Origin of the sequence: Pseudokineococcus sp. 1T1Z-3, from assembly GCF_037482365.1 — a bacterium.
Classification (GTDB): Bacteria; Actinomycetota; Actinomycetes; order Actinomycetales; family Quadrisphaeraceae; genus Pseudokineococcus.
The window spans coordinates 119,109-132,295 of the sequence record NZ_JBBHZF010000012.1; the positions used below are offsets into that span (position 1 = coordinate 119,109).

Annotated in this window: 12 protein-coding genes; 6 read left to right on the top strand and 6 right to left on the bottom strand. The window is 76.4% G+C overall.

Annotation, left to right across the window (positions count from 1 at the left end):
* Positions 1-40 precede the first annotated feature (40 nt).
* A complete protein-coding gene (locus tag WDV86_RS03950; protein ID WP_339566297.1) occupies positions 41-352 on the top strand; it encodes an ArsR/SmtB family transcription factor in 312 nt (103 codons plus the stop codon).
* Between the two features lie 43 nt (positions 353-395).
* The gene (locus WDV86_RS03955; protein ID WP_339566298.1) at positions 396-998 is read left to right on the top strand and encodes a nucleoside deaminase; all 603 of its coding nucleotides are present in this window, start codon (positions 396-398) and stop codon (positions 996-998) included.
* Positions 999-1,110: 112 nt separating this feature from the next.
* Here the strand turns inward: WDV86_RS03955 and WDV86_RS03960 are convergent, their stop codons facing one another.
* Positions 1,111-2,946 carry a choice-of-anchor I family protein gene (locus WDV86_RS03960; RefSeq protein WP_339566299.1) on the bottom strand — a complete coding sequence of 612 codons (1,836 nt, stop codon included), beginning with the start codon at positions 2,944-2,946 and terminating at the stop codon, positions 1,111-1,113.
* 187 nt (positions 2,947-3,133) lie between these two features.
* On the opposite strand from WDV86_RS03960, the gene WDV86_RS03965 reads away from it, so the two are divergent.
* Both WDV86_RS03965 and WDV86_RS03970 read left to right on the top strand, forming a co-directional pair.
* Positions 3,134-3,964 (top strand): HAD family hydrolase, encoded by an 831-nt coding sequence (locus WDV86_RS03965; RefSeq protein WP_339566300.1) that lies wholly within the window; start codon positions 3,134-3,136, stop codon positions 3,962-3,964.
* Between the two features lie 168 nt (positions 3,965-4,132).
* A complete protein-coding gene (locus tag WDV86_RS03970; protein ID WP_339566301.1) occupies positions 4,133-6,958 on the top strand; it encodes a fibronectin type III domain-containing protein in 2,826 nt (941 codons plus the stop codon).
* 73 nt (positions 6,959-7,031) lie between these two features.
* On the opposite strand, the gene WDV86_RS03975 is transcribed toward WDV86_RS03970, so the two are convergent.
* A complete protein-coding gene (locus WDV86_RS03975) occupies positions 7,032-7,967 on the bottom strand; it encodes an SDR family oxidoreductase (RefSeq protein ID WP_445262926.1) in 936 nt (311 codons plus the stop codon).
* An 83-nt stretch (positions 7,968-8,050) separates the two neighbouring features.
* On the opposite strand from WDV86_RS03975, the gene WDV86_RS03980 reads away from it, so the two are divergent.
* Together WDV86_RS03980 and WDV86_RS03985 are read left to right on the top strand one after the other, a co-directional pair.
* Positions 8,051-8,914: an HAD family hydrolase gene (locus WDV86_RS03980; protein WP_339566303.1), complete on the top strand. Its 864-nt coding sequence runs from the start codon at positions 8,051-8,053 to the stop codon at positions 8,912-8,914.
* A gap of 119 nt (positions 8,915-9,033) precedes the next feature.
* On the top strand, positions 9,034-9,303 hold the full coding sequence (locus WDV86_RS03985) for a hypothetical protein (RefSeq protein WP_339566304.1): 270 nt from the start codon (positions 9,034-9,036) through the stop codon (positions 9,301-9,303).
* Between the two features lie 84 nt (positions 9,304-9,387).
* Here WDV86_RS03985 and WDV86_RS03990 read toward each other — a convergent pair whose 3' ends face one another.
* The 4 genes from WDV86_RS03990 to WDV86_RS04005 all read right to left on the bottom strand — a co-directional run bounded on the left by WDV86_RS03990 (position 9,388) and on the right by WDV86_RS04005 (position 13,175).
* A complete protein-coding gene (locus WDV86_RS03990) occupies positions 9,388-9,909 on the bottom strand; it encodes a hypothetical protein (protein ID WP_339566305.1) in 522 nt (173 codons plus the stop codon).
* A 2-nt stretch (positions 9,910-9,911) separates the two neighbouring features.
* On the bottom strand, positions 9,912-10,490 hold the full coding sequence (locus tag WDV86_RS03995) for a bacterial proteasome activator family protein (protein WP_339566306.1): 579 nt from the start codon (positions 10,488-10,490) through the stop codon (positions 9,912-9,914).
* Positions 10,487-11,539 carry an NAD(P)H-quinone oxidoreductase gene (locus WDV86_RS04000; protein ID WP_339566307.1) on the bottom strand — a complete coding sequence of 351 codons (1,053 nt, stop codon included), beginning with the start codon at positions 11,537-11,539 and terminating at the stop codon, positions 10,487-10,489. The genes WDV86_RS03995 and WDV86_RS04000 overlap by 4 nt, the downstream gene beginning before the upstream one ends.
* 79 nt (positions 11,540-11,618) lie before the next feature.
* A complete protein-coding gene (locus WDV86_RS04005; RefSeq protein WP_339566308.1) occupies positions 11,619-13,175 on the bottom strand; it encodes a GGDEF domain-containing protein in 1,557 nt (518 codons plus the stop codon).
* Positions 13,176-13,187 lie beyond the last annotated feature (12 nt).

Sequence of the window (13,187 nt, forward strand, 5' to 3'; positions counted from 1 at the left end):
GCGATGGACGCGTGCGGACGTGCGCACGTACGGTCGCGAGGTGACCTCCGAGGACGTCGTCAGCGAGGGGGTCTACGAGCGGACGGCGGAGCTGTTCGCCACGCTCGCCTCGCCCCGTCGCCTGGCCCTGGTGCAGCGGCTGGCGCAGGCGCCCGCCTCGGTCGGGGACCTCGCCGAGGACCTCGGTGTGCCCCAGCCGCTGGTCTCCCAGCACCTGCGCGTGCTGCGGCAGGCCCGGCTCGTCCGCGGTCGGCGCGACGGGCGCAGCGTCACCTACGAGGTCGTCGACGAGCACGTGGCGCACGTCGTCGCCGACGCCCTGGAGCACGAGCGGGAGGCCGACACCGGATGACGTCGACCCCACCCCCGTCTGCCGCAGCGTCAGGAGGACCGGCATGAGGCTCGCCAGCCGCGGGTACAGCATCTCGCTGCCGGCCTGGGTGGAGGCGGAGGTGCGCGAGGTCCCGGACGTCCTCCCGACGCGGGAGGAGCGGATGGCGCTGGTGCACCGGCTCGCCGACCGGAACTGGCGCGAGGGACACGGTGGTCCCTTCGCCGCGCTGGTCGCGGAGACGGGGACGGGGCGCGTGGTCTCGGTGGGCGTCAACGTGGTGCTCGCGTCCGGCGTCTCCTCCGCCCACGCCGAGGTCGTCGCGCTGGGCACCGCGCAGCAGGCGGTGGGCACCTGGGACCTGGGGGCGCCGGCGATGCCCGCCCACGAGCTCGTCGTCAACTGGCGTCCCTGCGTGCAGTGCTACGGCGCCACGCTGTGGTCGGGCGTCCGGGCCCTCGTCGTCGCCGGGGACGGACCCGAGCTGGAGGAGCTGACGACCTTCGACGAGGGCCCGATGCGCGAGGACTGGGCCGAGCAGCTCCGCGCGCGGGGCGTCGACGTCGTCCAGGACGTCCTCCGCGAGGAGGCCCTCGACACCTTCCGGGCCTACCGCGTCGCCGTCGACGCGAGCGGCGCCACCGTCTACAACGCGCGCCGGGGCTGAGCCGGCCACCGCAGACGCCCAGGGCCGCCTTCCGCAGCACCGGGTCGCACGAGGCAAGCACCGTGTCGGGCGTCGCGGCCCGTCGGGAGCCCCGCGACGAGCCGACGAGGTCTCAGCCCAGCGTGTCGACCCGGAAGAAGGTCGTCGTGCCGCTGACCTCGTTGCCGACGACGAGCAGCGGCACCCCGGGCAGCGGGCTGTCCTGCGCGGCGACGAAGGCGAGGCCCTCGGGGCCGAGGTCGCCGGCGGCCTCCCAGCCCTCGGGCGGATTGCCGTCGTCGTCCACCGCGGTGTCCACGGAGAAGTCCCGCGGGTTGAGGTACTGCACGAAGCGGACGTCGCGGGGGTCCGTCACGTCGTGCACGACCACCCCGCCGACCCGCTCGAAGCCGGTGAAGGAGTACGTGCGCTCCTCCCCGGACGCCGTCGTCACCTGCTCGACCGTGACGCCCTCGGGCTCGGGGCCCTTGTTGTCGCTGCGGTTGTCGAAGGCCACCTCCTCGTGGTTGCTGTTGAAGACATCGGGCAGCGCCGCTGCGGTGAGGTCCTCGAAGCTGGACCCCGAGCTCCACACCGTCGCTCCCGTCGTGTCCACGACCGATATCGAGCGGGCGCCGAAGGCGTGCACGTCCTGCACGCACGAGCCGTCGGCGGACAGCCCGTCGGGCCAGCTGACGACGAGGCGGCCCAGGTCCCGGTTGCCCATGAGGTCGGCGGCGGGGGAGCTCGCGCACACCGGCGGGAAACCGTCCTCGCCCAGGTCGTTGCCGCGGACCTCGTCGAAGAACCCGCCGGTCTCGCGCCAGGTGTCCTCGTCGCCCCAGGCGCGGGCGTCGCCCTCGTTGGCCGTGACGACGTAGGTCTCGCCGTCCGCGGCCGTGTACGAGGCGATCGAGTCGGGCATCTCGATCCCCGTCACCGGCACGGTGCGGACGTCCGCGACGCCGTCCCGGTCGGAGGGGTCGATGCCCTGCCCGGGGACCGAGTGGTCGACCCGGTCGAGCGGCAGGATCGCCCGGACCTGGTCGCGCACGAGGTCCACCTCGGCCAGGGCGTTGTTCTCCTGCAACGAGACCCACGCCGTCCGGCCGTCCTCGGCGACGGTGACGTACTCCGGCTCCAGGTTGCGGGCCAGCGTGCGGGAGCGCTCGTCGGGCCCGGTCAGCCGCAGGCCTGCGGCGACCAGCGCCTCCCGGCGAGGCTCGAAGCGCTCGAAGCCGGCGGTGCGGCTGCGCACCCGCAGCCGGTCGAGGTCGCCACCGCGGGCGACGACCGTGACGACGCTCACCGAGCCCACCGGGTCGGCCGCGTACCCGGGCACCTCGGGGGCGTCCTCGACGCCGTCGTCACCGGGCGCGGCCGGCTCGCCCTCGTTGGCGACCAGCGCCTTCCGCCCGTCCGGGGTCCACGTGACCATGTCGGGCAGCGCGCCGACGCGCACCGACCGCAGCTCCTCGGGCTGCTCGGCGCGCCCGTCGAGCAGCACGAGCCGGCCGCGGTCGGTCTTGACGGGCGCCTCGACGGCGACGGCGAGCAGCCCGTCGGCGCGCACGTCCACCGAGTTCGGCACCTCGCCCTCGTCGAAGGCCACCGTCGTGGCCAGCACCGGTGCGCTGGGGTCGGACGCATCGAGGACGTCGAGGCGGTTGTTCAGCGCGTTGACGACGAAGACCCGCTGCGAGCCCGGGTCGTGCGTGACGATCTCGGCGGCCGACTGCCCGAAGCTGCCGCTGGAGTAGCGCCCCAGCACCGACAGCCGGAGCGCGGCGTCGTCCGCGACCACGTCCGCGGCGACCGGGCCGAGCTGGCCGGCGGCGGCACCGGCGGTCGCGGGGCTCGCCGTGGTGCCGGCAGCCGACGGCGCGAGCGCGGCGACGCCCAGCGGCGCGGCCATGGCGGTCGTCCCCAGGGCGGTGGCGAGGGCGGCGACGGACCGGAGAGGAGGCATGGCCAGACCCCATCGGCCCCCGGTGGACGCCCGCGGTCGGGCCGGTGTCGATCAGGTGGATGCCGAGCGGCGGCTCGACGGCCGCTCGGCTGTCGCCCGCGCGCCACCGGACGGCTGACCGCTCGCCCCGCGCCCGTCACCCGGTCGGCACCCGCGCCGTGTCGGGCGTCCCCGTACTGTCACGGGCATGCGTTGGCTCGTGGCTCTCGACGTCGACGGCACGCTCGTCGACCACGACGAGGTGTTGACCCCTGCCGTCCGTGACGCCGTGCACGCCGTCGTCGCGGCCGGCCACCACGTCGTCATCGCGACGGGGCGCTCTCTCGACAGCGCCGCGCCCGTCCTCGGGTGGCTCGGCCTCACCGCCCCCGACGGGCCCGAAGACGCGAGCGTCAAGCCCTACGTCGCCCCCATGGTCTGCAGCAACGGTGCCGTCACGGTGCAGGTGGACCCGCAGCTGCCCGGCGGGCACGAGGTGACCGACGTCGTCCGCTTTGACCCCGGGCCGGTGCTGCGTCTGCTGGTGCGCGACCTGCCGACGGCGGCCTTCGCCGTCGAGGACGTCGGCGTCGGCTTCAGGGTCGCCGGACCCTTCCCCGAGGGCGAGCTGACCGGCCGCATCGAGCACGTGAGCTTCGAGGAGCTGCTGTCCGCGCCGGCCTGCCGCGTCGTCGTCCGCAGCCCCGACCACACGCCCGAGGACTTCCTGGAGATCACCGCCCGGGTGGGCATGAAGGGCGTCAACTACTCGGTCGGCTGGTCGGCGTGGCTCGACCTGGCTCCCGACGGCGTCAGCAAGGCCAGCGCGCTGGAGGTGGTCCGGCAGCGGCTCGGCGTCGACGCCGCGCACACGCTGGCCGTCGGGGACGGGCGCAACGACCTGGAGATGCTCGCCTGGGCCGCCCGCGGCGTGGCGATGGGCCAGGCGCCCGCCGAGGTCCAGCAGGCGGCCGACGAGGTGACCGGCACGGTGCTCGAGGACGGCGTCGTCACCGTGCTGGAGTCGCTGCCCCGCTGAGCCGGCGACGTGGCCCCGCCGAGCCGGTCCTGAGTCGTCTCGGGGTGCCTCTCGGGGGCGTCTTCGAGCCGTTCCCGGGGGCGGGACGGCGCGGGAGCCCGTGCGCCGACCGGGTGATCCGGTCCCGGCGAGGGTGCCGTCGCCGGCTCGCCGACCGACGAGGGAGGCGTGAGCGCCCCAGCTCGACCCACCGGCCGCGGCTCGCTCGTCGCCGCGGCGGTCGTCGCCGTCGTGACGGCGGCGTTCGCGTCGGTGCCCGCCGGCGGCGCAGCGGGGACGGGCACCGCGGTGGCGCCCGCGCCGCTGCAGGTCGAGCTGGTCCTCGGCGGGATCTTCGACCGCACCCCCCCGGCTGTCCCGGCCGACGTGACGGTGACCACGGCCGACGGTGCCCTCGACGTGCGCTGGGGCGCCGTGCGGGACAACGACCTGCGGGACTACCGCGTGCACCTGGACGGCGCGCTGGTCAGGACCGTCGCCGCCGGGACGACCTCCGCCCGGCTGGAGGGGCTCGTCAACGACCGCAGCTACACGGTCCAGGTGAGCGCACGGGACCGGAACGGCAACGAGTCCGCACGCTCCTCGGGCGTCCAGGGCACGCCGCGCGACCTCACCCCACCGCCGGTGCCGACCGGGCTCGCCGCCGCTCGCGGCGACGCGAGGGTCGCCCTGACGTGGGACGCGACCGCCGACACCGACCGGGTCTCCACCCGCGTGCTGCGCGACGGCCGGCAGGTCACGTCCCTGCCGCCCGAGCGCACGAGCTTCACCGACACCGGCCTCGTCAACGACCAGGCCTACGCCTACGCCCTCGTCGCGGTCGACGCACGCGGCAACGCCTCGCAGCCCTCGCCGGCGGTCTCGGCCACCCCGACGGACCTGACGGCGCCCGCGGTGCCCACCGGCCTGGTCGCCACGCCCGGTGACGAGAGCGCCACTCTCACGTGGGACCCGGGTCCCGATGCCGACCTCGCCGTCGTCCGCGTCCTGCAGGACGGCCAGCTCGTCGCCTCGCTGCCGGCGGGCACGACCGCGTGGACGGCGACAGGTCTGCAGGTGGGACGCACCTACACCTACGCCCTCGTGGCCGTCGACGGGCACGGCAACGCCTCACCGGCCTCTGCGCCCGTCGACGTGGTCCCGGTCGACCGGACGCCGCCCGCCGTCGTGACGGGCACGGCCGTCACCGCGCTGGACCGGGGGCTGCAGGTCACGTGGGAGGGCGTCGACGACGCCGCCCGCTACCGGGTGCTGCTCGACGGCGCCCCGGCCGGCGACGTCGGCGCCGGGTCGACGTCGCTGCGGCTGACGGGCCTGACCGGGGGACGCCGCTACGACGTCACCGTCCTGGCCGTGGACGCGGCGGGCAACGTCTCCGCCCCCCACGCCGCCGTCGGCGGCGTCCCGCGCGACGACGTCCCCTGGGCCCCCACCAGCGTCGCCGCCTCCGCCCGCCCAGGGGCCGCGGAGGTCACCTGGGCGAGCGCGCCGGAGGACGACGTCGTCGAGCACCGCGTGGTGCGCGACGGCCAGGTCGTCGCCGTGGCGCCCGCCGGGGGCGCCGACGCCAACCGCGTCCTCGTCAGCGGGCTGGAGCCAGGCGCGGAGGTCGAGCTGGTCGTCGTCGCCGTCGACGCGGTGGGCCAGGTGTCGGCCGGGGTCTCGGTGCGGGTCACGCCCGGCCCGCTCGGCCCGCCGCCCTTCGCGCCGACGGCGCCCCCCGCCACCGGCTCCGGCACGGCGACGGGTGCCGGGCTCGCGGCGACCCGGGACGGACGCTGGGTCGTCGTCAGCACGCCCGCGCGGCTCGACCCCGAGGACACCAACGCCGCCGCCGAGCTGTACCTGGTCGACAGGGTCGCCGGGACCAGCCGCCGGGTCGCCCCTCTGCCCGCGTCGTGGCGCTCGACCTCGACCGACTCGACGAACGCCAGCGCGGTGGAGATCAGCGCGGACGGGCGCCACCTCGTCCTGTCCACGACGGCGCGGCTCGTGCCGGCCGACACGAACTCCCTGCTGGACGCCTACCGGCTCGACCTGACGACGGGGGCGTGGGAGCTCGTCAGCGTCCCGGCCTCGGGCGCGGTCTCCCGGACCGTCGCCGGCGTGTCCCTGCCGACCGGTTCCTCGGTCTACGCCCGCAGCCCCGGTCTCGCGCTGAGCGCCGACGGCCGGACCGTCCTCTTTCTCTCCGAGCGCGCAGACCTCGTGCCCGGGGACCGCAACGGGGCGGCCGACGTCTTCGCCAAGGACATGGGCACGGGCGCGGTGACCCGGGTGTCGGTCGCCGAGGGCGGCGCCGAGACGCCGTGGAGGGCGACGGGCCCCGCGCTGGAGATCACCCCGGACGGGCGCTGGGCGCTCTTCCCCGCCCAGGCGTCGGGACGGCCGCTGGTGCTGCTGCGCAAGGACCTGCGGGGTGGCGGCCTGGTCGTCGCCTCGACGATGACGCCACCGGGTGCGACCACGCCGGTCGAGGTTTCGGTGTTCCGGGACACCGGTGACGTGGCCGTCAGCGACGACGGCCGGTACGTCGCCTTCAGCAGCGCGGCCCGGCCGGCGGCGCCGAGGACCAGCGGGTCGACGGGGCTGGCCTACCGAAAGGACCTGCTCACCGGGGCGCTCGCACCGCTCGGCACCGGGCAGGTCGCGGCGTGGGAGCACCAGCTGGGGCTGGACCCGACCGGCCGGTACGGCTTCGTCTCGACGGCGGCCGCCCTGCTCCCAGCCGACACCAACAAGCACACCGACCACTACCGCCGAGACCTGGGCACCGGGGAGCTCCGGCTCGTGACCTCCCGGGCGGACGGCGCGGTGGCACCCGCCCGGGCCGGCGCCGTCTCGCCGGCGGAGTACGGCGCCGTCCTCGTGCTGGACGCCCACCGGGTGCTCGTCGGCACGGTGCTGCCCCTGGTGACCGGTGACACCAACGGGCTGCTCGACGTCTACGGCCGCGACCTCGCCGCGGGCCAGGCCGGCGCCGTCGCCGGCTGAGCCCTGCCGCTGGCCCTGCAGACCCGCGAGGCCCGACGTCCGCGGACGTCGGGGCCTCGCGGGTGGGCCAGGCTCAGGGGGTGGGCATGCCGCCTGTGACCGAGATGGTCGCGCCGGTCGTGTAGCTGGACTCGGGCGCCGCCAGGTGCACGTAGGTGGCGGCGAGCTCCGCCGGCTGGCCGGGACGGGCGAGCGGGGCCTGCCCGCCGAACTCCGGGCGCGCCTGCGGCGGCTGGCCGCCGGAGACCTGCAGCGCCGTCCAGAAGGGCCCCGGGGCCACGACGTTGACGCGGATGCCCTTCGGCGCGAGCTGCTGGGCGAGCGCCTTGCTGAAGGTGTTGATGGCCGACTTCGTCGGGGCGTAGTCCAGCAGCGACGGCGAGGGCTGGTAGGCCTGCACGGACGACGTCGTGATGATGCTGGCGCCCGGGCGCATGTGCGGCAGCGCGGCCTTCACGACCCAGAAGAGCCCGTGGACGTTGGTGCGGAAGGTCTCGTCGAACTGCTCGGTCGTGAGGTCGGCGATGTCCTCGACCGCCGTCTGCTTGCCGGCGACGACGGCGAGGACGTCGATGCGCCCGAAGGCCTCGACGGCCTTGTCGACGAGCTCGAGGTTGGCGGCCTCCTGGGAGAGGTCGCCGGGCACCGCCAGGGCCTTGCGGCCGGCGGCCTCGACGAGCGCGACGACCTGCTGGGCGTCCTCCTCCTCCGAGGGCAGGTAGGACAGGACGACGTCGGCGCCCTCGCGGGCGTAGGCGATGGCGGCGGCGCGGCCGATGCCGGAGTCGGCGCCCGTGACGACGGCGACGAGGTCGGCGAGGCGGCCGGAGCCGACGTAGGTGTCCTCGCCGTGGTCCGGCGTCGGGGACATGTCCTGGGCGAGGCCGGGCGCGCTCTGGTCCTGCTCGGGGAAGGACGGCTGCGCGTAGGCGTCGACGGGGTTGCGGAAGGTGTTCTGGGTGGTCTTGGTCACACCCTGCAGCCTGCGGCGCGGGTCGGTCGGACGCATCCGGGAGCCAGAGGGGGGACGGGGCCAGGGACGGGTGCGGGCACCAGGACGGGGCCGGCGCGGGGCACGGCAGGATGAGCGGCATGGCGACGGCGGCGGGCACCTCCGAGGTGCCCGGTGGGCGTGCGCCCGCCCCGACGCCCTCTGGCCGGGTCCGGCTCGTCGCGAGCGACCTCGACGGCACCCTGCTCGCGCCGGGCGGTGTGGCCTCCCCGCGGACGCTGGCGACGATCGCGGCCTGCCGGGCCGCCGGGGTGGGGCTGGTCTTCGTCACCGGCCGCCCCGTGGCGTGGGTCGACCCGGTCGTGGAGCAGACGGGGCACACGGGGACGGCGATCTGCGCCAACGGTGCCGTCCTCTACGACGCCGGACGGCGAGTGGTGATCTCCGCGCAGGGCATCGCGGCGGCGGACGTCCTCGAGGCCGTCGCGCGGCTGCGTCGCCGCCTCGACGGGCTCGCCGTCGCGGTCGAGACGTCGGCGGGCTTCCGTCGCGAGCCGGGGTACCTCGTCCGTCACGACGGCGGGCGCGAGGTCGTCGTCGGGGAGCTGGACGAGCTGCTCGACCCCGACCCGGTCGTCCTGAAGCTGCTCGTGCGCCGTGAGCGGGGGACGCCGCAGGAGCTGCTCGACGTCGCCCGCGCCGAGCTGGACGGCCTCGTGCACCCCACCCACTCCGGCCCGGAGAGCCCGATGGTCGAGGTCAGCGCCCGCGGGGTGAGCAAGGCGGCGACGCTGGCTGCGCTCGCGGCGTCGCTCGGGGTGGCGCGCGAGGACGTCGTCGCCTTCGGCGACATGCCCAACGACGTGGAGATGCTGCGGTGGGCCGGGCGTGGCTACGCGATGGCCGGTGGCCACCCGGAGGCCCTCGCCGCGGCGACCGACGTCGCGCCGGCGTGCGCGGACGACGGCGTCGCGCGCGTCGTCGAGGGGCTGCTCGCCGGGTGACCGGCGGCCTCGCCGCGTCGCGCCAGAGGCCGTGCGGTGGTGCACTTGTCCGGTCGGCCCTGCCCCCGCCGGCTGCGCCGACGACGGCGCGGTACGCACGTGCTCGAGGGAGGGCAGCCATGGCAGCAGACGGTGCAGCGCAGAGGCCCGACGGCTCGCGGCGCAAGGACGACGGGCAGGGGCCCCCCAAGCCGGCCACCTCGACGCGGCTGCGCGACCGGGTCCTCGGCTTGTTCACCTTCTTCTACGGCCCCGCCGACCACCGCAACCTCCCTGACGACGTGCGCCGCAAGACGGGGATGCCGAACGAGGACGTCGGCGACGGCTACCGCCGCCACGGCGAGCCCGGCCGGGAGTACGTGACCCGCGACGACGACCCGCCGCGCTGAGGCCGGCCGGGCGGCTCGTCGCCGTCCCGCCCTGGTGAGGGCGGTGGAGGGCCGAGCCGTCGCCGACCGGTCCCGGCGTCCGGCTCAGCCGTCGCCGAGGTGGCGCCGTGCCAGGTCGGCCGCACGACCGGCGGCGGCAGCACGGTCGGCCGCGACGGCGACCTCCCCGCCGCGCAGGCTCACCCGCGTCATCGTCGCGGCCTCCGCCGCGGTGGCGACCGACGTGCCGACGCGCGAGAGCCGCCGGTGCAGCTCGTCCGGCAGGCCCGCCGACGCCGGGACGCGGACGACGTCGAGACCCGCGCTGGGCGCCACCCGCTGCGCCGCGACGCACAGCGCGGCCACCCGGTCCAGCACGGCGACGAGCTCACCGGCCGTGCGCTCCAACGCCAAGACGACGTCGTCGCCGCCCGGGGCCGCGTCGGCGGCGATGCCCTCGAGCACCTGGTGGTAGCGGTCCACGGACCGCCGGACACGGTCGTGCGCCCGGCGCCAGACCCCGTCCCCCAGGGCTTGCTCCAGGCGGCGCTCGTCCCGCCGCCGGGCCAGGCCGGGGACGAGCCGCTCGAGCAGCGGGCGTCGCGGCGTACGGTCGGCGGCGGCCACGCCTACAGGTATTGACCGGTGCCGGCGGAGCCGGGCGGCACGGCCCCCGGGTGCGCCTGCCCCGGCTGCTGACCTGCCTGCGCCGACCCGTGCGGACCGCCGTGGCCCCCGGCCCCCGGGCCACCGGGCAGCGCCCGACGCATCTGGTCGAGCTGGGCGCGGGCGGCCATCTGCTGGGCGAGCACGGCGGTCTGGATGCCGTGGAAGAGACCCTCCAGCCAGCCGACCAGCTGGGCCTGGGCGACGCGCAGCTCGGCCTCGCTCGGCGCCTCGTCGGAGAAGGGCAAGGAGATGCGGCGCAGCTCCTGGACGAGGTCGGGGGCGAGACCGTCCTCCAGCTCGACCAGCGAGCGCCGGTGCACCTCGGCCAGCCGCGCCCGGCCCTGCTCGTCCAGCGGTGCGCCGCGGACCTCCTCCAGCAGCTGGCGGACCATGCTGCCGATCCGCATCACCTTGTCGGGCCGCTCGACCTGCTCGGTGGGAGCCGGCGGCCCGTCGTCGGCCGCCGCCGCGCCCATGCCCTGCGGCGTCACGACGACGACCTGGCGCCGCTGCTCGCCCCTGTCCGCTGCCTCGCTCATGCACCCTCTCCTGTCCGCTGGTCCTCGACGGTGCTGCCGACGCCTGGCGACCGGCGGCTGGGCCCCGCGCCCCCGGGCTGCAGCAGCACCTTGCCGATGTGCGAGGACTCCTCGAGCGTCTCGTGCGCCCGGACGACGTCGTCCATCGGCAGCCGGGCGTGGACGACGGGGCGCACGCGCCCCTGCTCGACGAGGGGCCACACGTGCTGGCGGACCGCCGCCACGACCGCTGCCTTCTCGGCCCGGGGCCGCGCCCGCAGCGACGTGGCGAGGACGGTTCCCCGTGCGGCGAGCAGCGCGCCGACGTCCAGCTCGCCCGTGCGGCCGCCCAGCATCCCGATGATGGCCAGACGACCACCCGTGGCCAGGACGGACACGTTGCGCCGCAGGTACTTCGCGCCCACGACGTCGAGGACGACGTCCGCCCCGCGCCCGTCGGTGGCCTCCTTCACCGCCGCCACGAAGTCCTGCCTCGTGTGGTCGACGAGGATCTCCGCGCCGAGGTCGCGGCAGGCCGCGAGCTTGCGCGCCGATCGGGCCGTGACGGCGACGCGCGCGCCCCGCGCCCGGGCCAGCTGGACGGCGAAGGTGCCGACACCGCTGCTGCCGCCGTGCACGAGCAGCAGCTCGCCGGCGCGCAGCCCGGCGGCCTCGAAGACGGTGGACCAGACCGTGCACGCCACCTCGGGCAGTGCCGCGGCGTCGACGAGACCCACCCCGCGCGGCACCGGCAGCAGCTGGCCGGCGGGGACGACGACCCGCTCGGCGTACCCGCCGCCCGCGAGCAGGGCGCAGACCTCCTCCCCGACGGCCCAGCCCGTGACGCCGTCACCGAGCGCCGTGACGACGCCCGAGCACTCCAGCCCGAGCGTCTGGCTCTCCCCGGGCGGCGGCGGGTAGTGCCCCTGCCGCTGCAGGAGGTCGGCCCGGTTGACCCCGGCGGCGGCGACGTCGAGGAGCACCTCGCCGGGGCCGGGCACGGGCTCGGGCACGTCGGCGACGCGCAGGGCGTCGACCCCTCCGGGCTGCGTGACCACGACCGCTCGCACGCGGCCACGATGGCACGCAGCACCGACGGTGGTACCGCCGGAGGTCACGGCGGGCGAGAGGCAGCCCTCGCCCGGTGGCCTACAGGAGAGGCCCGTGGTCCTTGGGGAGTCGGTCGTCCCGCGGGGGAGCGTGGTCGTCCCGGTGCAGGGCCACGCCACCGCCGTCGCGCTTGGCGACGTACATGGCGGCGTCGGCGCGGTGCAGCAGCGGGTGCCCGCCGGGCCCCTGCGCCGGGCTCGTGCTGACGCCGATGCTCGCGCCGAGCTCCACGACGGTGCCGTCGACCTCGTAGGGCAGGACCAGGGCGTGGTGCACGAGGCGGGCGGATTCCAGCGCCTCGACCTCGGAGTCCCCCGCGAGCCAGACGGCGAACTCGTCGCCGCCGATGCGCACGAGGCCGCTGCCGGAGCCGGTGACCGCGACGAGGCGGCCGGCGACCTTGCGCAGCACCGCGTCGCCGAGCGCGTGCCCGCGGGTGTCGTTGAGGGCCTTGAAGCGGTCGAGGTCGACGAGGAGGACGGACGTCGGCTCCACGAGCGAGCGGTCGAGGTGGTCGCCCAGCACCCGGCGGTTGCCCAGCTGGGTGAGCTCGTCGGTGACGGCGTCCTGGCGTGCGTCCCGGTAGGCGGTGATGGTGCTCAGCAGCAGCACCACCTTGCCCAGCGTCACGACGACGCCCGCGGCGGCGGCCACCGACGCGGCGAGCGGCACGTCGATCACCTGCGCGAGAAGGAGGATGCCGGTGCCGGTGAGGGTCACGGCGACCGGTGCGATGACGGCGACGCGCTGGCCCTCCTCGCGCCGGACCACGGCCGTCGGCCGCGGCAGGGCCGAGGCCAGGGCGAGCAGCACGGCCACGACGGCGGCGCTCGTGCTGAGCAGGACCCGCAGGTCGACCAGCGCGAGCCCGGCGACCATGGTGGCGGCCACCACGCTCGTCGAGACCAGCATGACGAGGGATGAGGCGACGACCACCTGGACGCGGGCGTCGCGCCAGCCCCCGCTGACGCTCGTGCTGACGACCACGAAGGACGCGGACAGCATCGCCATCGCCAGCGGCAGCAGCAGCAGGGCCGTCGCCGGGGCGGACCAGCCGAGGGCGGTGCGCACGGGCTCGAGGAAGAGCATCCAGACGAGGGCGAGCCCGGACAGGCCACCGCCCAGGAGGTCCGCGTGCCCGTAGAGCCCGGTCGGTCGCAGGCGCACGGCCAGCAGCAGCTTCTGCGCGACGACGAGGGCGGCGAGCCCGAGCACCAGCCCCGTCGTCGTGGTCGCCGCCCGCCCGGACGTCAGGGACGGCGAGAGGCCGGGCAGGCACACGAGGGTCAGCGCCGCGACGGCGCCGGCCGCCACCCCCCACAGCGGGCGCTCGGGGGGACGGCGGGCCCGCCGCACGAGGACGGCGACGGAGAGGAGCGCCACGGTGGTGGGGGCGGCCGTCGCCGCGAGGGCGAGCCAGGGCGGGGCCGACACCGCGACGGCGCCTGCGGTGAGCACCAGCAGCAGGGCGGCGCCGGCGAGCAGGAGCACCCGGCGGGGGGCCATGACGAGCGGTGTGCCCCGGCTCGTGCTGCGGCTCGGGGACGGCGCCGGGGTGGGCCTCGGAGGGCTGCGTTGCGCCACGGGCGGGGGCATGTCCGGATTGTG

What these genes read in the sequence shown, in the direction of transcription:
- WDV86_RS03980 (WP_339566303.1), top strand. Translation starts at nt 8,051, where the DNA reads ATGGCGACGGCGGCGGGCACCTCCGAGGTGCCCGGTGGGCGTGCGCCC.
- WDV86_RS03960 (WP_339566299.1), bottom strand. Translation starts at nt 2,946, where the DNA reads ATGCCTCCTCTCCGGTCCGTCGCCGCCCTCGCCACCGCCCTGGGGACG.
- WDV86_RS03975 (WP_445262926.1), bottom strand. Translation starts at nt 7,967, where the DNA reads ATGCGTCCGACCGACCCGCGCCGCAGGCTGCAGGGTGTGACCAAGACC.
- WDV86_RS03995 (WP_339566306.1), bottom strand. Translation starts at nt 10,490, where the DNA reads ATGAGCGAGGCAGCGGACAGGGGCGAGCAGCGGCGCCAGGTCGTCGTC.
- WDV86_RS03965 (WP_339566300.1), top strand. Translation starts at nt 3,134, where the DNA reads ATGCGTTGGCTCGTGGCTCTCGACGTCGACGGCACGCTCGTCGACCAC.
- WDV86_RS03955 (WP_339566298.1), top strand. Translation starts at nt 396, where the DNA reads ATGAGGCTCGCCAGCCGCGGGTACAGCATCTCGCTGCCGGCCTGGGTG.
- WDV86_RS03985 (WP_339566304.1), top strand. Translation starts at nt 9,034, where the DNA reads ATGGCAGCAGACGGTGCAGCGCAGAGGCCCGACGGCTCGCGGCGCAAG.
- WDV86_RS04005 (WP_339566308.1), bottom strand. Translation starts at nt 13,175, where the DNA reads ATGCCCCCGCCCGTGGCGCAACGCAGCCCTCCGAGGCCCACCCCGGCG.